The 19,078-nt window shown below is 62.4% G+C and carries 17 protein-coding genes; 8 read left to right on the top strand and 9 right to left on the bottom strand.

What is annotated here, in order from left to right; translation table 11 throughout:
• Positions 1-137 precede the first annotated feature (137 nt).
• On the bottom strand, positions 138-1,031 hold the full coding sequence (gene ypfJ / locus QQ992_RS24055; RefSeq protein WP_016713442.1) for a KPN_02809 family neutral zinc metallopeptidase: 894 nt from the start codon (positions 1,029-1,031) through the stop codon (positions 138-140).
• Between the two features lie 200 nt (positions 1,032-1,231).
• Here ypfJ and pcaH point away from each other — a divergent pair, with 200 nt between their 5' ends.
• Positions 1,232-1,951 (top strand): protocatechuate 3,4-dioxygenase subunit beta, encoded by a 720-nt coding sequence (pcaH, locus tag QQ992_RS24050; RefSeq protein WP_003251597.1) that lies wholly within the window; start codon positions 1,232-1,234, stop codon positions 1,949-1,951.
• Between the two features lie 10 nt (positions 1,952-1,961).
• The gene (pcaG, locus tag QQ992_RS24045) at positions 1,962-2,567 is read left to right on the top strand and encodes a protocatechuate 3,4-dioxygenase subunit alpha (RefSeq protein ID WP_012274187.1); all 606 of its coding nucleotides are present in this window, start codon (positions 1,962-1,964) and stop codon (positions 2,565-2,567) included.
• A 126-nt stretch (positions 2,568-2,693) separates the two neighbouring features.
• Here pcaG and trmA read toward each other — a convergent pair whose 3' ends face one another.
• From trmA to QQ992_RS24030, 3 genes are all read right to left on the bottom strand, one after another.
• Positions 2,694-3,779 carry a tRNA (uridine(54)-C5)-methyltransferase TrmA gene (trmA, locus tag QQ992_RS24040; protein ID WP_286111295.1) on the bottom strand — a complete coding sequence of 362 codons (1,086 nt, stop codon included), beginning with the start codon at positions 3,777-3,779 and terminating at the stop codon, positions 2,694-2,696.
• Positions 3,776-5,071 carry an NCS2 family permease gene (locus tag QQ992_RS24035; RefSeq protein ID WP_119371433.1) on the bottom strand — a complete coding sequence of 432 codons (1,296 nt, stop codon included), beginning with the start codon at positions 5,069-5,071 and terminating at the stop codon, positions 3,776-3,778. The genes trmA and QQ992_RS24035 overlap by 4 nt, the downstream gene beginning before the upstream one ends.
• A gap of 223 nt (positions 5,072-5,294) precedes the next feature.
• Complete coding sequence (locus tag QQ992_RS24030) at positions 5,295-6,515, bottom strand: MFS transporter (RefSeq protein ID WP_119371432.1); 1,221 nt, start codon at positions 6,513-6,515, stop codon at positions 5,295-5,297.
• A gap of 346 nt (positions 6,516-6,861) precedes the next feature.
• On the opposite strand from QQ992_RS24030, the gene QQ992_RS24025 reads away from it, so the two are divergent.
• From QQ992_RS24025 to QQ992_RS24015, 3 genes are read left to right on the top strand one after another with little or no spacing between them, the layout of a single operon-like run.
• A complete protein-coding gene (locus QQ992_RS24025) occupies positions 6,862-8,298 on the top strand; it encodes a cytochrome ubiquinol oxidase subunit I (protein ID WP_025754001.1) in 1,437 nt (478 codons plus the stop codon).
• 3 nt (positions 8,299-8,301) lie between these two features.
• The gene (cydB, locus tag QQ992_RS24020) at positions 8,302-9,309 is read left to right on the top strand and encodes a cytochrome d ubiquinol oxidase subunit II (protein ID WP_016713450.1); all 1,008 of its coding nucleotides are present in this window, start codon (positions 8,302-8,304) and stop codon (positions 9,307-9,309) included.
• Positions 9,310-9,318: 9 nt separating this feature from the next.
• A complete protein-coding gene (locus QQ992_RS24015; RefSeq protein WP_016713451.1) occupies positions 9,319-9,474 on the top strand; it encodes a DUF2474 domain-containing protein in 156 nt (51 codons plus the stop codon).
• A gap of 135 nt (positions 9,475-9,609) precedes the next feature.
• On the opposite strand, the gene QQ992_RS24010 is transcribed toward QQ992_RS24015, so the two are convergent.
• On the bottom strand, positions 9,610-10,734 hold the full coding sequence (locus QQ992_RS24010; protein ID WP_027615365.1) for a methyltransferase: 1,125 nt from the start codon (positions 10,732-10,734) through the stop codon (positions 9,610-9,612).
• 96 nt (positions 10,735-10,830) lie between these two features.
• Positions 10,831-11,538, bottom strand: coding sequence for an autoinducer binding domain-containing protein (locus QQ992_RS24005; RefSeq protein ID WP_286111292.1), 708 nt, complete (start codon positions 11,536-11,538; stop codon positions 10,831-10,833).
• Between the two features lie 213 nt (positions 11,539-11,751).
• Between QQ992_RS24005 and QQ992_RS24000 the strand changes: the two genes are divergently transcribed.
• Complete coding sequence (locus QQ992_RS24000; protein ID WP_028699862.1) at positions 11,752-12,528, top strand: ferredoxin--NADP reductase; 777 nt, start codon at positions 11,752-11,754, stop codon at positions 12,526-12,528.
• Positions 12,529-12,615: 87 nt separating this feature from the next.
• Here QQ992_RS24000 and mscL read toward each other — a convergent pair whose 3' ends face one another.
• Positions 12,616-13,035: a large-conductance mechanosensitive channel protein MscL gene (mscL, locus tag QQ992_RS23995; protein WP_286111290.1), complete on the bottom strand. Its 420-nt coding sequence runs from the start codon at positions 13,033-13,035 to the stop codon at positions 12,616-12,618.
• Between the two features lie 176 nt (positions 13,036-13,211).
• Between mscL and radA the strand changes: the two genes are divergently transcribed.
• Complete coding sequence (radA, locus tag QQ992_RS23990; RefSeq protein ID WP_012274175.1) at positions 13,212-14,582, top strand: DNA repair protein RadA; 1,371 nt, start codon at positions 13,212-13,214, stop codon at positions 14,580-14,582.
• Positions 14,583-14,673: 91 nt separating this feature from the next.
• Here the strand turns inward: radA and QQ992_RS23985 are convergent, their stop codons facing one another.
• Together QQ992_RS23985 and QQ992_RS23980 are read right to left on the bottom strand one after the other, a co-directional pair.
• Positions 14,674-16,191 carry a nucleobase:cation symporter-2 family protein gene (locus tag QQ992_RS23985; protein ID WP_286111288.1) on the bottom strand — a complete coding sequence of 506 codons (1,518 nt, stop codon included), beginning with the start codon at positions 16,189-16,191 and terminating at the stop codon, positions 14,674-14,676.
• A 263-nt stretch (positions 16,192-16,454) separates the two neighbouring features.
• On the bottom strand, positions 16,455-16,820 hold the full coding sequence (locus tag QQ992_RS23980; protein ID WP_119371428.1) for a PilZ domain-containing protein: 366 nt from the start codon (positions 16,818-16,820) through the stop codon (positions 16,455-16,457).
• Positions 16,821-16,997: 177 nt separating this feature from the next.
• Between QQ992_RS23980 and QQ992_RS23975 the strand changes: the two genes are divergently transcribed.
• The gene (locus tag QQ992_RS23975) at positions 16,998-19,064 is read left to right on the top strand and encodes a carbon starvation CstA family protein (protein WP_016713458.1); all 2,067 of its coding nucleotides are present in this window, start codon (positions 16,998-17,000) and stop codon (positions 19,062-19,064) included.
• Positions 19,065-19,078 lie beyond the last annotated feature (14 nt).

Raw genomic sequence — 19,078 nt, 5'->3', positions numbered from 1 at the left:
TCGATCGCCAGGCGTTGTTGTTCTGGATGCCCGCTGATTCGTGCAGGGGTTATCGGCAATGATTGCGGAAGCTGAAACGCTTTTTCAGCAGATTTGTAACTGGATAAATTGGGGCTGCAAAGCGGCCCCAATCAGTATCAAAGGTTACGCGCACTGAAGGTATCGCAACTGTTCACCTCGCCCTGGGCAAACCCGGCCTTGAACCAGCGCACGCGCTGCGCCGAAGTGCCATGGGTGAACGAGTCTGGCACTACACGCCCGCGACCTTGCTGCTGCAGGCGGTCATCGCCAATGGCGTTGGCCGCGTTCAAAGCTTCTTCGACGTCACCCGGTTCCAGCCAGTTCAGGCGCTTTTGGGCCTGGTAGGCCCACACACCGGCCAGGCAGTCGGCTTGCAGCTCCTGGCGCACCAGCAGGCCGTTGTCGCCTTCCATGCGCTGGCCGTTGCGGCGCGCGGCATCCACCTTGGCCGAAACGCCCAGCAGGGTCTGCACATGGTGGCCGATTTCGTGAGCGATCACGTAGGCCTGGGCGAAGTCGCCAGCGGCAGCAAAGCGGGTTTCCATTTCGCGGAAGAACGACATGTCCAGGTACACCCGCTGGTCTGCCGGGCAATAGAACGGCCCCACTGCCGCCGAGGCGAAGCCACAGGCTGAATTGACCTGGCCACTGAACAGCACCAGCTTGGGGTCGCGGTACTGTTTGCCGGCTTCGGCAAACAGGGCTTTCCAGGTGTCCTCGGTGTCGCCCAGGATCGAGGCAACGAACTCGGCCTGCTGGTCATTGGCCGGTGGCGCCTTGCCGCCCGCACCACTCGGTGCAACCTGCGTCTGTTGCTGCTCCATCTGGCCGGCGAGCTGGCCAAGAATCTGCAACGGGTCCTGCCCGGTGAGCCAGCCGATGCCGACGATCAGCAGGATCGCCCCAAGCCCCAGCCCCTTGCCGCCGCCGAAACGCATGCCGCCGCCACCGCCACCTTCGCCTCGGGCATCGACCACGTTGTCGCTGCGTCGGCCTTTTCGCCATTCCATGAGTGCTCTCCCGAGCGTGAAACAAGAAGACAAAGATTAGTTCACGACAGCAGCAGGTGTCAGGCCAAGGTGTTAATCCATAACCATATGGTTATGTTTAAGGTGCCTGATTTCAATATTCATCGCGCGCGACTTGTCAGAAACTGCAAGTCCGCCTGCCACGCCCAGGCCTTCACATAATTCCAAGAGAGGAAACCGGCATGCCCGCACAGGACAACAGCCGCTTCGTGATCCGTGATCGCAACTGGCACCCCAAAGCCCTTACGCCTGACTATAAGACGTCCATTGCCCGCTCGCCGCGCCAGGCACTGGTCAGCATCCCACAGTCGATCAGCGAAACCACGGGGCCAGACTTTTCCCACCTGGGCTTCGGTGCCCACGACCATGACCTGCTGCTGAACTTCAACAACGGTGGCCTGCCAATCGGCGAGCGCATCATCGTTGCCGGCCGGGTCGTCGACCAGTACGGCAAGCCTGTGCCGAATACTCTGGTGGAGATGTGGCAAGCCAACGCTGGCGGCCGCTACCGCCACAAGAACGACCGCTACCTGGCTCCGCTGGACCCGAACTTCGGTGGTGTCGGCCGCTGCCTGACCGACCGTGATGGCTACTACAGCTTCCGCACCATCAAGCCAGGCCCGTACCCATGGCGCAACGGCCCGAACGACTGGCGCCCGGCGCACATCCACTTCGCCATCAGCGGCCCGTCGATTGCGACCAAGCTGATCACCCAGCTGTACTTCGAGGGTGACCCGCTGATCCCGATGTGCCCGATCGTCAAGTCGATCGCCAACCCGCAAGCCGTGCAGCAGTTGATCGCCAAGCTCGACATGAGCAACGCCAACCCGATGGACTGCCTGGCCTACCGCTTCGACATCGTGCTGCGCGGCCAGCGCAAGACCCACTTCGAAAACTGCTGAGGACCCCGCCATGCCAATCGAACTGCTGCCGGAAACCCCTTCGCAGACTGCCGGCCCCTACGTGCACATCGGCCTGGCCCTGGAAGCGGCCGGCAACCCGACCCGCGACCAGGAAATCTGGAACCGCCTGGCCAAGCCAGACGCGCCGGGCGAGCACATTCTGCTGATCGGCCAGGTGTATGACGGTAACGGCCACCTGGTGCGCGACTCGTTCCTGGAAGTGTGGCAAGCCGACGCCAATGGCGAGTACCAGGATGCCTACAACCTGGAAAACGCCTTCAACAGCTTTGGTCGCACCGCCACCACCTTCGATGCCGGCGAGTGGACGCTGCACACGGTCAAGCCGGGCGTGGTGAACAACGCGGCTGGCGTGCCGATGGCGCCGCACATCAACATCAGCCTGTTTGCCCGGGGCATCAACATTCACCTGCACACGCGCCTGTACTTCGATGATGAGGCCCAGGCCAACGCCAAGTGCCCGGTGCTGAACCTGATCGAGCAGCCGCAGCGGCGTGAGACGTTGATTGCCAAGCGTTGCGAAGTGGACGGGAAAACGGCGTATCGCTTCGATATCCGTATTCAGGGGGAAGGGGAGACGGTCTTCTTCGACTTCTGAGTGAAGCCTTTGGGGCCGCTTTGCGGCCCATCGCGACACAAGGCCGCTCCTACAGGGGAACGCAACTCCCTGTAGGAGCGGCCTTGTGTCGCGATGGGCTGCAAAGCAGCCCCGGCGATCTGAAGTTTACCGCCGAACCAGCAGAACCCCACTCTCCATATGGTGGGTATAGGGGAACTGGTCAAACAACGCACACCGCTCGATGCGGTGGGTGTCCTGCAGCTGGGCAATGTTCGCCGCCAGCGTTTCCGGGTTGCACGAGATGTACAGAATCCGCTCGAAACGCCGGGTCAGCTCGCAGGTGTCCGGGTCCATCCCCGCGCGCGGCGGATCGACGAACACCGTGCCGAAGTCATAGCTCTTCAGGTCGATGCCTTCCAGACGACGGAACGGCCGCACCTCATTCAGCGCCTGGGTCAGCTCTTCCGCCGACAACCGCACCAAACGCACGTTATCTACAGCGTTCTCGTCGAGGTTGCTCAGCGCGGCATTGACCGAAGTCTTGCTGATTTCGGTCGCCAGCACCTGGCGCACGCGGGTAGCCAGCGGCAGGGTGAAGTTGCCGTTACCGCAGTACAGCTCCAGCAAATCGTCTTCACGCTCGCCGATGGCGTCGAACGCCCAGCTCAGCATCTTCTGGTTCACCGCGCCGTTAGGCTGGGTGAACGCGCCTTCCGGTTGGCGATAGCTGAACACACGGCCAGCCACGTCGAGCTTTTCCACTGCGTAGTCGCGGCCGATCACCAGGCGTTTGCCTTTGGAGCGGCCGATGACGCTAACGCCCAGCGCTTCAGCCAGTTGCCGCGCTTCCACTTCCCACGCCTCGTCCAGCGGGCGGTGGTAGCACATGGTGATCATCGCATCGCCGGCCAGGGTGGTCAGGAACTCCACCTGGAATAGGCGGTTGCCCAGTTCTTCACTGGCCTGCCAGGCCGCCTTCAGGCGCGGCATCAGCGCATTGATGCGCTGGCTGGCAATGGGGAAGTCCTCGATCAGGATTGCCTTGTGCTTCTCGCCCGGGGCAAACATGGCGTAGTGGCGCTGGCCATCCTCGCGCCACAGGCGGAACTCGGCGCGCAAGCGGTAGTGCTCGCGCGGCGAGTCGAAAACAGCCGGCTCCGGCGCGCCGAAGGGCGCCAGCAGCTCGCGCAGCCGGGCCACCTTGGCGTCCAGCTGGGTGGCGTAGGAGGAGGGGTCGAAAGCAGCACTCATGCGTTGAACCAGCCCAGCTTGATGACGAACAGGATGGAAAGGATCACCAGGGCCGGGTTCAGGTCGCGGTGGCGGCCAGAGATCAGCTTGACGGCGGTCCAGGAAATGAAGCCGAAGGCGATACCGTTGGCGATCGAGTAGGTCAGCGGCATGGCCAGGGCGGTCACCACCACCGGTGCGGCTTCGGTGACGTCGTCCCAGTTTATTTCTGCCAGGCCCGAAGCCATCAGCACTGCGACGAACAGCAACGCCGGGGCAGTGGCGAACGCCGGCACGCTACCGGCCAGCGGAGCGAAGAACAGCGCCAGCAGGAACAGCACGGCAACCACGATGGCGGTCAGGCCAGTGCGGCCACCGGCGCTCACGCCTGCAGCGGATTCGATGTAGCTGGTGGTGGTCGAGGTGCCCAGCAGCGAACCGGCCATGGCGGCGGTGCTGTCGGCGATCAGGGCGCGGCCCATTTTCGGCATGTGGCCGTCCTTGCCCATCAAACCGGCGCGCTTGGCCACGCCGATCAGGGTGCCGGAGTTGTCGAACAGGTCGACGAACAGGAAGGCGAAGATCACGCTGACCAGGCCTACGTCCAGTGCACCGGCAATGTCCAGTTGCAGGAAGGTCGGTGCCAGCGATGGCGGCATGGAGACGATGCCGCCGAACGGCGTCACGCCCATCGCGATCGAGGCGATGGTCACCGCGAGGATACCGATCAGCACGGCGCCGCGCACTTTCAGCGACTCCAGGCCCACGATCAGGAAGAAGCCCAGGGTGGCGAGGATCGGAGCCGGCTGCTTGAGGTCGCCCAGGCCCACCAGGGTAGCCGGGTTATCGACGACGATGCCCGCGTTATGCAGCGCGATCAGCGCCAGGAACAGCCCAATACCGGCGGCAATCGCCGAGCGCAGCGGCAGCGGGATGCTGTTCACGATCCATTCGCGGATGCGGAAGATCGACAGCAGGAAGAACATCACCGCCGACAGGAACACCGCACCCAGCGCCACTTGCCAGGTGTGGCCCATGTGCAGCACCACGGTGTAGGTGAAGAACGCGTTCAGGCCCATGCCCGGCGCCAGGGCGATCGGGTAGTTGGCGATCAGGCCCATGGTCACCGAGCCGATGGCTGCGGCCAGGCAGGTGGCGACGAAGATCGCGCCTTTGTCCATGCCGGTCTCGCCGAGGATGCTCGGGTTGACGAACAGGATGTAGGCCATGGCCAGGAAGGTGGTGACGCCCGCGAGAATCTCGGTGCGCACATTGGTGTTGTGTGCTTTTAGTTGAAACAGCCTTTCCAGCATGCCCGCTCCCCAAGGCGCCCCCGGCGCCATGAATGTATCGACCCCATCAGCAAAGCACAGACCGTACCGGTTGCCGTGGTTTTGTGTGGGGAGGAAAAAAGCCGCGCATGATACCAGCATGCTCGGCGGGGGCCTATGGCCGTTGGGGAATGGGTTTTTATTAGCCTGTGCAATCCCTGTGGGAGCGGGCTAGCCCGCGAAGAGGCCGGCACAGGCCACCCATTCAGTTGTTATGCAACCGATCCCGTTTTGCCAGTGTCGGGAACAGTTTTATCCACACCCCGGTCACCACCAACGTGCCCACTCCGCCCATCACCACCGCTGGCACTGTGCCAAACCAGTGCGCCGTCACCCCGGATTCGAACTCACCGAGTTGGTTCGAGGCACCAATGAACAACCCGTTCACCGCGCTCACCCGCCCGCGCATTTCATCCGGCGTTTCCAGTTGCACGAAAGCCCCGCGAATCACCATGCTGATCATGTCCGCCGCGCCCAGCACCACCAGCACTGCCAGCGAGAACCAGAACGAGGTCGACAGGCCGAAGGCGATGGTCGCTACGCCGAACACCCCGACTGCCGTGAACATGGTGCGCCCCACATTGCGCTCGAACGGGAAGCGCGCCAGCCATACCGACATCAGCAATGCGCCCACTGCCGGCGCCGAACGCAAAAGGCCAAGGCCCAGCGGGCCGGTCAGCAGGATGTCCTTGGCGAACACCGGCAGCAGCGCGGTGGCGCCACCCAGCAGAACGGCAAACAGGTCCAGCGAGATAGCGCCGAGGATGTCAGGCCGGCTGCGGATGAAGCGAATGCCGGCCAGCAGCGACTCGATGCTGGCCCGCCCGCGCTGCACGACCTGGCCGCGTGCCTGCAGGCTCAGGGTGAGCACGCAGGCGATGGCGTACAGGGCCACGGTGGGGCCATACACCCAGATGCTGCCAAAGGCATACAGGAAGCCGCCCACCGCTGGCGCCACGATGGTCGCCGACTGGGTGGCTGACGCCGACGCCGCCACCGCCCTTGGGAACAGCCCAGGCGGTACCACGTTGGGCAACAGCGCCTGAGTCGCCGGCATTTCGAACGAGCGTGTGGCGCCCAGCAGGAAGGCCAGGGCGAAAATGAGTTCTCGGGTGACGTTGTCAGTCGCGCTGCCCACCGCCAGCGCCAGGGCGATCAGCCCCTGCAGGCTCTGGCACAGGGCGGCGACTTTGCGCCGGTCATAGCGGTCGGCCACATGCCCGGTGTGCAGCATGAACAGCACCCGTGGTGCAAATTCCACCAGGCCGACCAGGCCCAGGTCCAGCACGTTGCCGGTCAATTGATAGAGGTGCCAGCCAATGGCCACGGTGAGCATCTGGAAGCCGCTGGCGGTAAACACGCGGGCCAGCCAGAACGCCAGGAAAGGGCGGTGGTGACGTAACAACTGCGGTGCGGAATCAGACATCGGAAACCAGGGGCCTCGGCGCAGTAGAGGGGTTGCGCAGCGTATCATCTGTTTGTAACAAACGGTTACTGTTTGCCCGGATCGGCACTTTTTCACACGTAATGAAAGAGGGTGGGGCAACCGGTCACGCGGCAATCAACCACACGGCTTGCCGGGCCATTCGGGACTATGCTTCCTAGCATTCGTTGATCTGGATCAATCGTTCCAGATTCAACGAATAGGCCCTTTGGGCCGGAATCCCTGCGATCGAACAGAACAATTCCAACACGCCGTACTCGACCCAGTGGGGGCAGTGGGCGACTGGGGCCACAAGCCCGGACGCCGGATTATCTGAAGAGGAAGCACCATGTTCGGAATAGAGGCCCTGGAGCTCGCCCGAATGCAGTTTGCCTTTACCGTGTCGTTCCACATCCTGTTCCCGGCCATCACCATTGGCCTGGCGAGCTACCTGGCAGTCCTCGAAGGCCTCTGGCTGCGGACCCACAACCAGGTCTACCGTGACCTCTATCACTTCTGGTCGAAAATTTTCGCCGTCAACTTCGGCATGGGCGTGGTCTCGGGCCTGGTCATGGCCTACCAGTTCGGTACCAACTGGAGCCGCTTCTCCGAGTTCGCCGGCGCCGTCACCGGGCCATTGCTGACCTACGAGGTGCTGACCGCCTTCTTCCTCGAAGCGGGCTTCCTCGGCGTCATGCTGTTCGGCTGGAACCGTGTAGGCCGCGGCCTGCACTTTTTCTCCACCTGCATGGTGGCACTGGGCACGCTGGTATCCACCTTCTGGATTCTCGCCTCCAACAGCTGGATGCAAACCCCGCAAGGCCACGAGATCATCGATGGCCGGGTGGTGCCGGTGGACTGGTTTGCGGTGGTGTTCAACCCCTCGTTCCCCTACCGCCTGATGCACATGGCCACGGCTGCGTTCGTCTCCACGGCGTTCTTCGTCGGCGCCTCGGCGGCCTGGCACCTGCTGCGCGGGCGTGACAACCCGGCGGTGCGCAAGATGCTGTCGATGGCCATGTGGATGGCGCTGATCGTCGCCCCGATCCAGGCAGTGATCGGCGACTTCCATGGCCTGAACACGCTCAAGCACCAGCCGGTGAAAATCGCTGCCATCGAGGGCCACTGGGAGAACGTGCCCGGCGAGCCGACCCCGTTGATCCTGTTCGGCATCCCCGACATGAAGGCCGAAACGACGCACTTCAAGCTTGAAATCCCGGCGCTCGGCAGCCTGATCCTCACCCACAGCCTGGACAAGCAGGTGCCGGCGATGAAGGAATTCCCACCTGAGGACCGGCCCAACTCGACCATTGTCTTCTGGTCGTTCCGCATCATGGTCGGGCTTGGCTTCCTGATGATCTTCGTCGGCCTGTGGAGCCTGTGGTTGCGCAAGCGCGGCACGCTCTACACCTCGCGCCCGTTCCTGTACCTGGCGCTATGGATGGGGCCTTCCGGGCTGATCGCCTTGCTGGCCGGCTGGTTCACCACCGAAATCGGGCGCCAGCCTTGGGTGGTGTATGGCCTGATGCGCACGGCGGATGGTGTGTCCAACCACAGTTATGCACAGCTTGGCTTCACCCTGGTGGCGTTCGTGGTGGTGTACTTCGCCCTGTTCGGTACCGGCCTTGGCTACATGATGCGCCTGGTGCGCAAAGGGCCACAGACCGGCGAAGGCGACGAACACACACCGGGCGGCCCTGGCCAGAAACGTACGCCGGCGCGGCCGTTGTCTGCCGCCGATGATGGCCATGAGGCCAAGACTGCCAGCTTGAGCAAGGAGGACTGAGCCATGGGTATCGACCTTCCGCTGATCTGGGCCGTGATCATCATCTTCGGCGTCATGATGTACGTGGTGATGGACGGCTTCGACCTGGGTATCGGCATGCTCTTCCCCTTCGTCAAGGGCGAGCAGGACCGCGATGTAATGATGAACACCGTCGCCCCGGTGTGGGACGGCAACGAAACCTGGCTGATCCTGGGTGGTGCGGGGCTGTTCGGGGCGTTCCCGATGGCCTATGCCGTGGTGCTCGAAGCCCTGTACCTGCCATTGATCCTGATGCTGATCGGGCTGATCTTCCGCGGCGTGGCCTTCGAGTTCCGCTTCAAGGCCAAGGCCGACAAGCGCCACATCTGGGACAAGGCGTTCATCTGGGGTTCGCTGGTCGCTACCTTCTTCCAGGGCGTGGCCTTGGGCGCCTTCCTTGAAGGCTTCAAGGTGGTCGACCGCCATTTTGCCGGTGGCACCCTCGATTGGCTTACCCCGTTCAGCCTGTTCTGTGGCTTGGGGCTGATCGTGGCCTACACGCTGCTGGGCTGCACTTGGCTGATCATGAAGACCGAAGGGCCGCTGCAACAGAAGATGCACGACATGGCCCGGCCGCTGGCGCTGGTGCTACTGGTGGTGATCGGTATCGTCAGCCTGTGGACCCCCATCGCTTATCCACAGATCGCCGACCGCTGGTTCAGCATGCCTAACCTGATCTGGTTCATGCCGGTACCGCTGCTGGTGCTGGTGACCTTCTACGGGTTGCTCAAGGCGGTGGCACGCAACGCGCACTACACGCCGTTCCTGCTCACCCTGGTGCTGATCTTCCTTGGCTACAGCGGCCTGGGCATCAGCCTGTGGCCGAACATCATCCCGCCGTCGATCTCGATCTGGGATGCTGCGGCGCCACCGCAAAGCCAGGGCTTCATGCTGGTGGGCACGTTATTCATCCTGCCGTTCATCCTCATGTACACCTTCTGGAGCTACTACGTGTTCCGCGGCAAGGTGACCCATGAAGACGGCTATCACTAGGAGGGCCGCATGATGACCGGCAAGCATGGCTTGGAAGAGAAGAAACCGCTGTGGCAGCGGCTGGGTTGGCTGTTGCTGATCTGGGCGATGAGCGTGGCGGCGCTGGGTGTGGCCGCGTGGGTGATGCGCTTGTTCATGGGGGCTGCGGGCCTTACCACCCACTGAACCGATGGGGGCGCTTTGCGCCCCTTTCCGACCGGTCCGGCGCCCCGGCAAGGCCGCTCCCACACGGATCGGCATACGCAGGACCTTGTAGGAGCGGCCTTGTGTCGCGATGGGCTGCAAAGCAGCCCCAAAAGCCTATTTGCGGGCTTTCAGGATGACGAACTTGGGCGTCGCTGCCACCTGCTCCACCCCCCGGAACAACCGCGCCAGCTTGCTGTGATACCCCAGGTGCCGGTTACCCACGATGTAGAGCGCCCCACCCACCACCAGCGCCTCACGCGCCTGCTGGAACATGCGCCAGGCCAGGAAGTCCCCCACCACCTGCTGCTGGTGGAACGGCGGGTTGCACAGCACCACGTCCAGCGACTGCTTCTCCACCCCGGCCAACCCATCGGCCGCGACGAAGGTCGCCGGGCGTTCGCCCAGTGCAGCCTGCCAGTTCTCCCGCGCCGATTGCACTGCCATGTACGACTCATCGACCAGCGTGTACTGGGCATCCGGGTTGGCCAATGCACTGGCAATCGCCAGCACGCCATTACCGCAGCCCAGGTCTGCCACCCTCGCGTTGCCCAGGTCGCGTGGCAGATGCGGCAGGAATGCCCGGGTGCCGATATCCAGCCCTTCACGGCAGAACACGTTGGCGTGGTTCACCAGCTCCAGGGCAGGCGCTTCAAGGCGATAGCGGCTAGGGTAGGGCGAGCGGGCGGCCGGCAGTTCGGCCACCGTTGCCGTCAGCAGGCGCGCCTTTTTCTGCGCCAGCGAGGCCTGCACCGGGCCGATGTACTTCTCCATCAGGTCACCAGCCGCGCGCGGCAAGTGCTTGATCATTGCCCCGGCAATCACCTGCGCCCCTGGCGCCAGGTGGCCTTGCAGGCGAATCAGTTGCTCTTCAAGCAGCGCCAGGGTTTTTGGCACGCGCACCAGCACCCGGTCGAACGGGCCTTGCCAGTGTTCACTGGCCGGTACGAACGGCACGCTGTCGAACGGCAAGCCATTGCGCGCCAGGTTTTTTTCCAGAGCCAGGTGCGCCAGGTGCGAATCGCCACTGCTGACTACCTGCAGCTGGCCCGCCAGGCTGGCGGCCAGGGCACCGAAGCTGTCATTGAGCACCAGCACCCGGCAGCTGGCGTCGGGTGCCTGTTCGTGCAGTTGCGCAAGCAGGTACTCGTCGGCGGCGTCGAAAGCCTGCAGCGGGTCGTTGGCCTGCTCCGGCTGGCGGATCAGGTCGAGTTCGGCGTAGGGGGTGGTCAACAGGGGCATGGCGTCTGGCTCGGGTATGAAACTGCCCGTTGCGGTTCGCCCCGGGCTTTGCCGGGCGATTCTACAGGGCTTTGCCCAAGGTCGCAGGTTTGTAGGTCAGATCCAGCCACGCAGGGCGGCGATGGCGATGGCACCGGCTTTGTTTGCTGCGTTGGTCTTGGTGATCACGCTGCGGATATGAAAGTTAACCGTGCTTTGCGACAGCGACAGAATGCAGGCCACGTCGGCAGCGGTCTTGCCGGCGGCTGACCATTTCAGCACTTCCAGTTCCCGATCGCTCATTTTGGGTGGGGGTGGGCACAGTGCGTTCAGGTGGTGCTCGCCGAGTACGGCATGAAGGGTGTGGCACAGCCATTGAACACTGCCCGCCTTGTCGTAGAGTTCGGAAATGTCGATGTTGCCGGCGGGTCTGGCTACGCTGATCTGGCTCTCGTTGTGCTGTAAGTCGTGTAGCGACTGCGTCCAGCCATGACGCAGGCCATATTGGCAAGCCTCTTCGCGAAACTGAGGGGCATCGCGATACAGCTCATCTGTCCACAGCACTGGCAGCGTCGAGCTGTGGCTCACGTTTGCGGCGGGGTCCTGTTTATAGAGCTCGTCACGCTGATAGCGCTCGATCCACTCGTTCGGGTAATTGCTGTAGAGGTAAACCTTGGGTGTCTGCATGGCGATCTGAATGCGAATATTCAGCCCGAGGTATTCCATGCCCAAGTCCTGAGCCAAGTGCACTGCGATGTCGAACAACTTCCTTGGGCATCGCTCGCTGACGAACACATTCAGGTGTTCGGGTCTCCAATGAAGCATTTGAAGCACTCCTTGGGTGTCAGGATCCAATCCGTTTGAGTACCCGGATGATTGTAGGAAAAGTCCTACCATCGTGTTGGGATTTTTTTGTTATAGCGATCAGGAATTTCTGAGAGTTCGGCACGATCGCCCTTGATGAGGCCCTACAAAGCGGTGGTTTTTATCCGGGCCACTTTAAGCGACACTGTGCACTCGCCAACCCTGGAGCCCGATATGACCGCAAGCGCCGAAAAATTCACCCGCCAGACCCTGCTCGATGTTCAGCCGTTGACGCCGAACCTCTTCAGCCTGCGGGTTACGCGCGATGCGGGGTTCCGTTTCCGTTCCGGCCAGTTTGCCCGCCTGGGCGTGACCAAGGCCGATGGCAGTGTGGTGTGGCGCGCCTATTCCATGGTCAGCGCACCGCATGACGAGCACCTCGACTTCTTCTCCATCGTTGTGCCGGGCGGTGAGTTCACCAGCGAGCTGAGCCGGTTGGGTGCAGGCGACACCCTGCTGATCGACCGCCAGGCGTTTGGTTTCCTCACCCTCGACCGCTTTGTCGGCGGTCGTGACTTGTGGCTGTTGGCCACGGGCACGGGTATTGCGCCATTCATGTCGATTCTGCAGGACTTCGAGGCCTGGGAGCGTTTCGACAGCATCAAGTTGGTGTACTCGGTGCGCGAAGCGAAAGAGCTGGCTTATGTGGATGAAATCGCCGGGCTGGAGCAGCGCGACTACCTGGCCGAGTTTGCCGGCAAGTTGCAGTTCATTCCGGTGGTGACCCGTGAGCAGCACCCGGGTGCGTTGAACCAGCGTATTACCACGCTGATCGAGAATGGCGAGCTGGAGAAGGCCGCAGGGCTGGAGCTGTCACCGGAGCATTCGCGGGTGATGCTGTGTGGCAACCCGGAGATGATCGATGAGACACGTAAAGTGCTGAAGGCACGTGACCTGCAACTGAGCCTGAGCAAGCGGCCAGGGCAGGTGGCGGTAGAGAACTACTGGTAGTTGCAAGCTGCGAGCTGCAAGCTGCAAGAAAGAGCGGATTGGTGCTGCGTCCGCTTTTTCTTGAAGCTTGAAGCTTGAAGCTAGTTCTCAGGGCAAGCGATTCTGGTTCTGCGTCTTGAGCAAGTCGCGAATCTCGGTCAGCAGCGTTTCTTCGGCAGTCGGCACAGGCGGCACAGTCGGTGCCACAGCCTCTTCACGCTTGAGGCGGTTGATCGCCTTCACACCCATGAAGATGGCAAAGGCCACGATCAGGAAGTCGATCACGGTCTGGATGAACTTGCCATAGGCCATCACTACAGCCGGAACGTCACCTTCTGCAGCCTTCAGGGTGATCGCCAGGTCGCTGAAGTCCACCCCCCCGATCAACAGGCCCAGTGGCGGCATGACCACGTCTCCGACGAAGGACGAGACGATCTTGCCGAAGGCCGCGCCGATGATGATACCCACCGCCATGTCGACGACATTGCCTTTGACCGCGAAGGCCTTGAACTCACTGATCATGCCCATGTTTGGTTCCTTGTAACAAAAGGTAAGGTTAACGCAGTGTAAGCCACTAAAACGCTTCATGCGTGGTGTTCAGGGCTACTGACTGCAGTTGGAACGAATAGTTTTGTCGCATCCTGAAGCGTTCGAGACACGTTCGGCTCGGCTATCATGGCGGTTTTTTCCAGGAGACCCCACCCATGGCCAAGGCCAAGCGCTTGTATGGCTGCACTGAGTGCGGCGCGACCTTCCCCAAATGGGCAGGCCAGTGTGGCGAATGCGGGGCCTGGAACACCCTGGTCGAAACCATGATCGAGAGCGGCGGCGCGGCGGCGCCCAGCAGCGGCCGCGCCGGCTGGACCGGGCAACAGGCACAGATCAAGACCTTGGCCGAAGTCAGCGTCGAGGAAATCCCGCGCTTTACCACCAGCAGCACTGAACTGGACCGCGTGCTGGGCGGCGGCCTGGTGGATGGCTCGGTGGTGCTGATTGGTGGTGACCCTGGCATCGGCAAGTCGACCATCCTGCTGCAGACCTTGTGCAACATCGCCGTGGGCATGCCGGCGTTGTATGTCACCGGTGAGGAGTCGCAGCAGCAGGTGGCCATGCGTTCTCGGCGCCTGGGCTTGCCCCAGGACCAGCTCAAGGTGATGACCGAAACCTGCATCGAGACCATCATCGCCACAGCCCGCGTCGAGAAACCACGGGTCATGGTGATCGACTCGATCCAGACCATTTTCACCGAGCAGTTGCAGTCGGCACCCGGCGGCGTGGCCCAGGTACGCGAGAGCACGGCCTTGCTGGTGCGCTACGCCAAGCAGAGCGGTACGGCCATCTTCCTCGTCGGCCACGTGACCAAGGAAGGCTCGCTGGCCGGCCCGCGGGTATTGGAGCACATGGTCGATACCGTGCTGTATTTCGAAGGTGAGTCTGACGGCCGCCTGCGTCTGTTGCGGGCAGTGAAAAACCGTTTTGGCGCGGTCAACGAGCTGGGCGTGTTCGGCATGACCGACCGAGGCCTTAAAGAAGTCTCCAACCCTTCGGCGATCTTCCTCAACCGCACCCAGGAGGAAGTACCGGGCAGCGTGGTGATGGCGACCTGGGAGGGCACCCGGCCGATGCTGGTCGAGGTGCAGGCACTGGTCGACGACAGCCACCTGGCCAACCCTCGGCGGGTGACCCTGGGCCTGGACCAGAACCGCCTGGCCATGTTGTTGGCGGTGTTGCACCGCCACGGGGGGATTCCGACCCACGATCAGGACGTGTTCCTCAACGTGGTGGGCGGGGTGAAGGTGCTGGAGACAGCCTCAGACCTGGCGTTGCTGGCGGCGGTGATGTCCAGCTTGCGTAACCGGCCACTCGCCCATGGGCTGCTGGTGTTTGGCGAGATTGGCTTGTCGGGCGAGGTGCGGCCTGTGCCCAGTGGCCAGGAGCGGTTGAAGGAGGCGGCCAAGCACGGTTTCAAGCGCGCCATCGTGCCCAAGGGCAATGCGCCGAAAGAACCGCCAGCGGGGTTGCAGGTGATTGCCGTTACCCGGCTGGAGCAGGCTCTGGATGCACTGTTCGAGTAGTTTGTAGGAGCGAGCTTGCTCGCGATGAAGCCAGCGCCCGCCTTGGATCAGGCGCTGGCTTCATCGCGAGCAAGCTCGCTCCTACAGGCAGTCAATGCTCGGCAACCGCCGCCCGCCTGACGGTTTCATTGCCATGCTCATCCACCTCCAGCATCGGCACCTCATTGCCTTCAGCGTCGAACAGCTTGCCATCCTTGAAGTAGTCACCATCACGCAACGCCGAAATGTCCGAGTACTGGATGGTGCGCTCGTAGGCCGCAGCGAACACCGACTGGTTTTCCGAGTTGCCGGTGGTGAAGTGGTTGAAGATCAGGTTCAGCAGGATGGCCATGATCGCCGCCGAGCTGATGCCCGAGTGGAAGATGGTCTCGAACCAGTTCGGGAAGTGGTGGTAGAAGGTCGGCGCGGCAATCGGGATCATGCCGAAGCCCAGCGAGGCCGCGACGATGATCAGGTTGACGTTGTTCTTGTAGCTGACCTTCGACAGGGTGCGGATACCACTGGCTGCCACGGTGCCGAACAGCACGATGCCCGCGCCGCCCAGTACCGGGGTAGGTACGGCGGCAATCACCCGGCCCATGATCGGCAGCAGGCCGAGCACCACCAGGATCACGCCACCGGTAGCCACCACATAGCGGCTCTTGACCCCGGTCACGGCCACCAGGCCAACGTTCTGGGCGAACGCGCTTTGGGTGAACGAGCCGAAGATCGGCGCCAGGATGCTCGATGCCATGTCGGCGCGCAGGCCATTGCCCAGCCGCTTGGAGTCGACCTTGGTGTCGATGATCTCACCCACGGCAAGGATGTCGGCCGAGGTTTCCACCAGGGTTACCATGATCACGATGCACATCGACAGGATCGCGGCGATGTGGAATTCCGGCATGCCGAAATGGAACGGCGTAGGGAAGGCAAACATCGGGCCTTCGCTGACCTTGCTGAAGTCGGTCATGCCCAGTGCCCAGGCGATCAGCGTGCCGACCACCATGGCCAGCAGGATCGACAGGCGCGAGATGGTCGAGCTGCCCAGCTTGCTCAGCAGCAGCACGATGGCAAAGGTGAGCCCGGCCAGGCCGATGTTGGCCACGCTGCCGAATTCTGGCGAGGCACTGTTGCCACCCATCACCCAACGTGCGGCCACTGGCATCAGGGTCAGGCCGATGGTGGTGATGACGATACCGGTCACCAGTGGCGGGAAGAACTTGGTGATGCGTGAGAACACCGGCGTGATCAGAAAGCCGATCAGCGATGCCGCCATGACCGCGCCAAGCACGCCCGGCAAGCCACCGCCGCCCTCGCTGCTGAGGATCGCGCCCATGGTCGCCACACCGGCGAACGACACGCCCTGCACCAGCGGCAACTGGCAACCGAAGAACGGCAGCCCCAAGGTCTGTAGCAGGGTGGCCAGGCCACCGGCAAACAGCGAGGCCGCGATCAGCATGCCGATTTCGGCACCGTTCAGGCCAGCGGCCTGCCCCAGGATCAGGGGTACCGCGACGATCCCCCCGTACATGGTCAACACATGCTGCAGACCATAGGCCAGGTTGGCACCAAGCCCGAGGTTTTCATCCTCGGGGCGCTTGGTGGGAGACGTGCTAGGGGACGTAGTCATGGAGCAGGCTCTCTGTTTATTGTTGTGTCGCTACTGTAGACATTTCCTACAAATGATTGCCACAAGAATTGTATACAATATTTTGATCGGAGCGCGTACACGAGCGACCGCAGGGTGTGCGAAAACCCAATGCAGAAGGCGTACCAACTCATCGAAAGCGGTGCTAGAGGGGTGTGTACAAAGTTCTGCTACCCAGGCTTAAAGCTGTCTGGGTAGACAGGAAACATCAGGCGGGAGAGCTATTAGCTAGCTAAGAGATTTCATTATTCGATGAGTTCGCGCAGCTCACGCATCATTTCGGTGCTGTCAGCCACGTTCAATTCCACAAGACGGTGCAAATGGGTCATCGAATCGACGTCGATGTAGAGGCAGATGAAGCCCAGGCGATCGGGTTCTTCGTGGCGCAGCTCGACCTGCATCTGCACCTCGGTCACTTCATCGTTGAGCACGATGTAGGCTTCGAAGTCCTGGGTCAGGTCGGCATCCCACGGTTGTGGGCATTCGACCAGCAGCCCTTTGAGGGACAGGTCGAGCAGTTTCACCTCCCAGCAGCGTTCGCCCTGGCACAGCCGGGTGGGGGCGTCGAACTGGATACGCTGGAAGCGGCGGCGTTCGTCGTGATCGCTCATGGCATGGGTCCTCGGGTAGGTCCTAAGGTGACATCCTGACTATAGTTAGAGTGGTGTGTGCATCAGGTACCGCAATCTGGCCGCAGAGGCTCTAGACCAAAGCAAGTGTGGCAATGCGCGATGACTGGCCCTAGACTCGGTGGGCGGTCTTTCCAATCCACCAGCTGGAAGCAAACCATGAACAACAATAATAGCCTGCTACGCCACATTCCGTGGCTGGCGCTGGCAGTCATAGGGGCCTGCGCGCTGGGTGTGGTTGCCCTGCGTCGCGGTGAGGCGATCAACGCCTTGTGGATCGTGGTTGCGGCAGTGGCCATCTACCTGGTTGCCTACCGTTACTACAGCCTGTTCATCGCCACCAAGGTGATGCAACTCGACCCGCGGCGGGCCACGCCGGCGGTGCTCAACAACGACGGCCTGGACTACGTCCCGACCAACAAACACATTCTGTTCGGCCACCACTTTGCTGCCATTGCCGGCGCAGGCCCTCTGGTGGGCCCGGTACTGGCTGCGCAAATGGGCTATCTGCCCGGCACGCTGTGGCTGATTGCCGGCGTGGTGCTGGCCGGTGCGGTGCAGGACTTCATGGTCCTGTTCCTGTCCACCCGCCGCAACGGCCGCTCGCTGGGCGACATGGTGCGCGAGGAGATGGGCCGCATTCCGGGTACCATCGCCTTGTTCGGCTGCTTCCTGATCATGATCATCATCCTCGCGGTGCTGGCGCTGATCGTGGTCAAAGCCCTGGCCGAAAGCCCATGGGGCATGTTCACGGTGATGGCAACCATCCCGATCGCGATGTTCATGGGCATCTACATGCGCTACATCCGCCCGGGTCGCATTGGCGAAATCTCGGTGGTTGGCGTGGTACTGCTGCTGGCCTCGATCTGGCTGGGCGGCGTGATCGCTGCGGATCCGGTGTGGGGCCCGGCGTTCACCTTCACCGGCGTGCAAATCACCTGGATGCTGGTGGGCTATGGCTTCGTCGCTGCCGTGCTGCCAGTGTGGCTGGTGCTGGCACCGCGTGACTACCTGTCCACCTTCCTCAAGATCGGCACCATCGTTGGCCTGGCCATCGGTATCCTGATCATCGCGCCCGAACTGAAAATGCCAGCGCTGACCCAGTTCACCGACGGCACCGGCCCGGTGTGGAAGGGCACCCTGTTCCCGTTCCTGTTCATCACCATCGCCTGCGGTGCGGTGTCCGGCTTCCATGCGCTGATCTCCTCGGGTACTACGCCCAAGCTGCTGGACAACGAAACCAACGCCCGCTACATCGGCTACGGCGGCATGCTGATGGAGTCGTTCGTCGCCATCATGGCCATGGTCGCCGCTTCGGTGATCGAGCCGGGTGTGTACTTCGCCATGAACAGCCCGGCCGCCGTGGTCGGTGCAGACGTGGCATCGGTGGCGCAGACGGTCAGCAGCTGGGGCTTCCTGATTACGCCTGAGCAGCTTGAAGCCGTCGCCCGTGACATCGGCGAGCACACCATCCTGGCCCGTGCCGGCGGTGCGCCGACCCTGGCGGTCGGTATCGCGCAGATCCTGCACCAGGTGTTGCCGGGTGAGAACACCATGGCCTTCTGGTACCACTTCGCGATCCTGTTCGAGGCGCTGTTCATCCTCACCGCGGTGGACGCCGGTACCCGTGCCGGGCGCTTCATGCTGCAAGACCTGCTGGGCAGCTTCGTGCCGGCCCTCAAACGCACCGAATCGTGGGGAGCCAACCTGCTCGCTACCGCGGGTTGCGTGGCACTCTGGGGCTATCTGCTGTACCAAGGTGTGATCGACCCGCTGGGCGGCATCAACACCCTGTGGCCGCTGTTCGGCATCTCCAACCAGATGCTGGCCGGTATCGCCCTGATGCTCGGTACCGTGGTGCTGATCAAGATGAAGCGTCAGCGCTACATCTGGGTCACCCTGGTGCCGGCCGTCTGGTTGCTGATCTGCACCACGGCTGCAGGCCTGATCAAGCTGTTCGACCCGAACCCGGCGGTTGGCTTCCTGGCCCTGGCCAAGAAATACAGCACCGCGCTGGACGCCGGCCAGGTACTGGCCCCGGCCAAGGACATCGGGCAGATGCAGCATGTGATCTTCAACGCCTACACCAACGCGGGCCTGACGATTCTGTTCCTGCTGGTGGTGTTCAGCATCCTGTTCTTCGCCATCAAGGTTGGCTATGCCGCCCTGGGCCGCAAGGAGCGTACCGACAAGGAAACCCCGTTCCAGGCACTGCCTGACGCGTAATCGAGAGGACTGCA

This window comes from Pseudomonas kurunegalensis (assembly GCF_030291635.1).
Taxonomy (GTDB): Bacteria; Pseudomonadota; Gammaproteobacteria; order Pseudomonadales; family Pseudomonadaceae; genus Aquipseudomonas; species Aquipseudomonas monteilii.
Note: the sequence above shows the minus strand (reverse complement) of the source record. Positions and strands in the feature narration are given on the sequence as shown.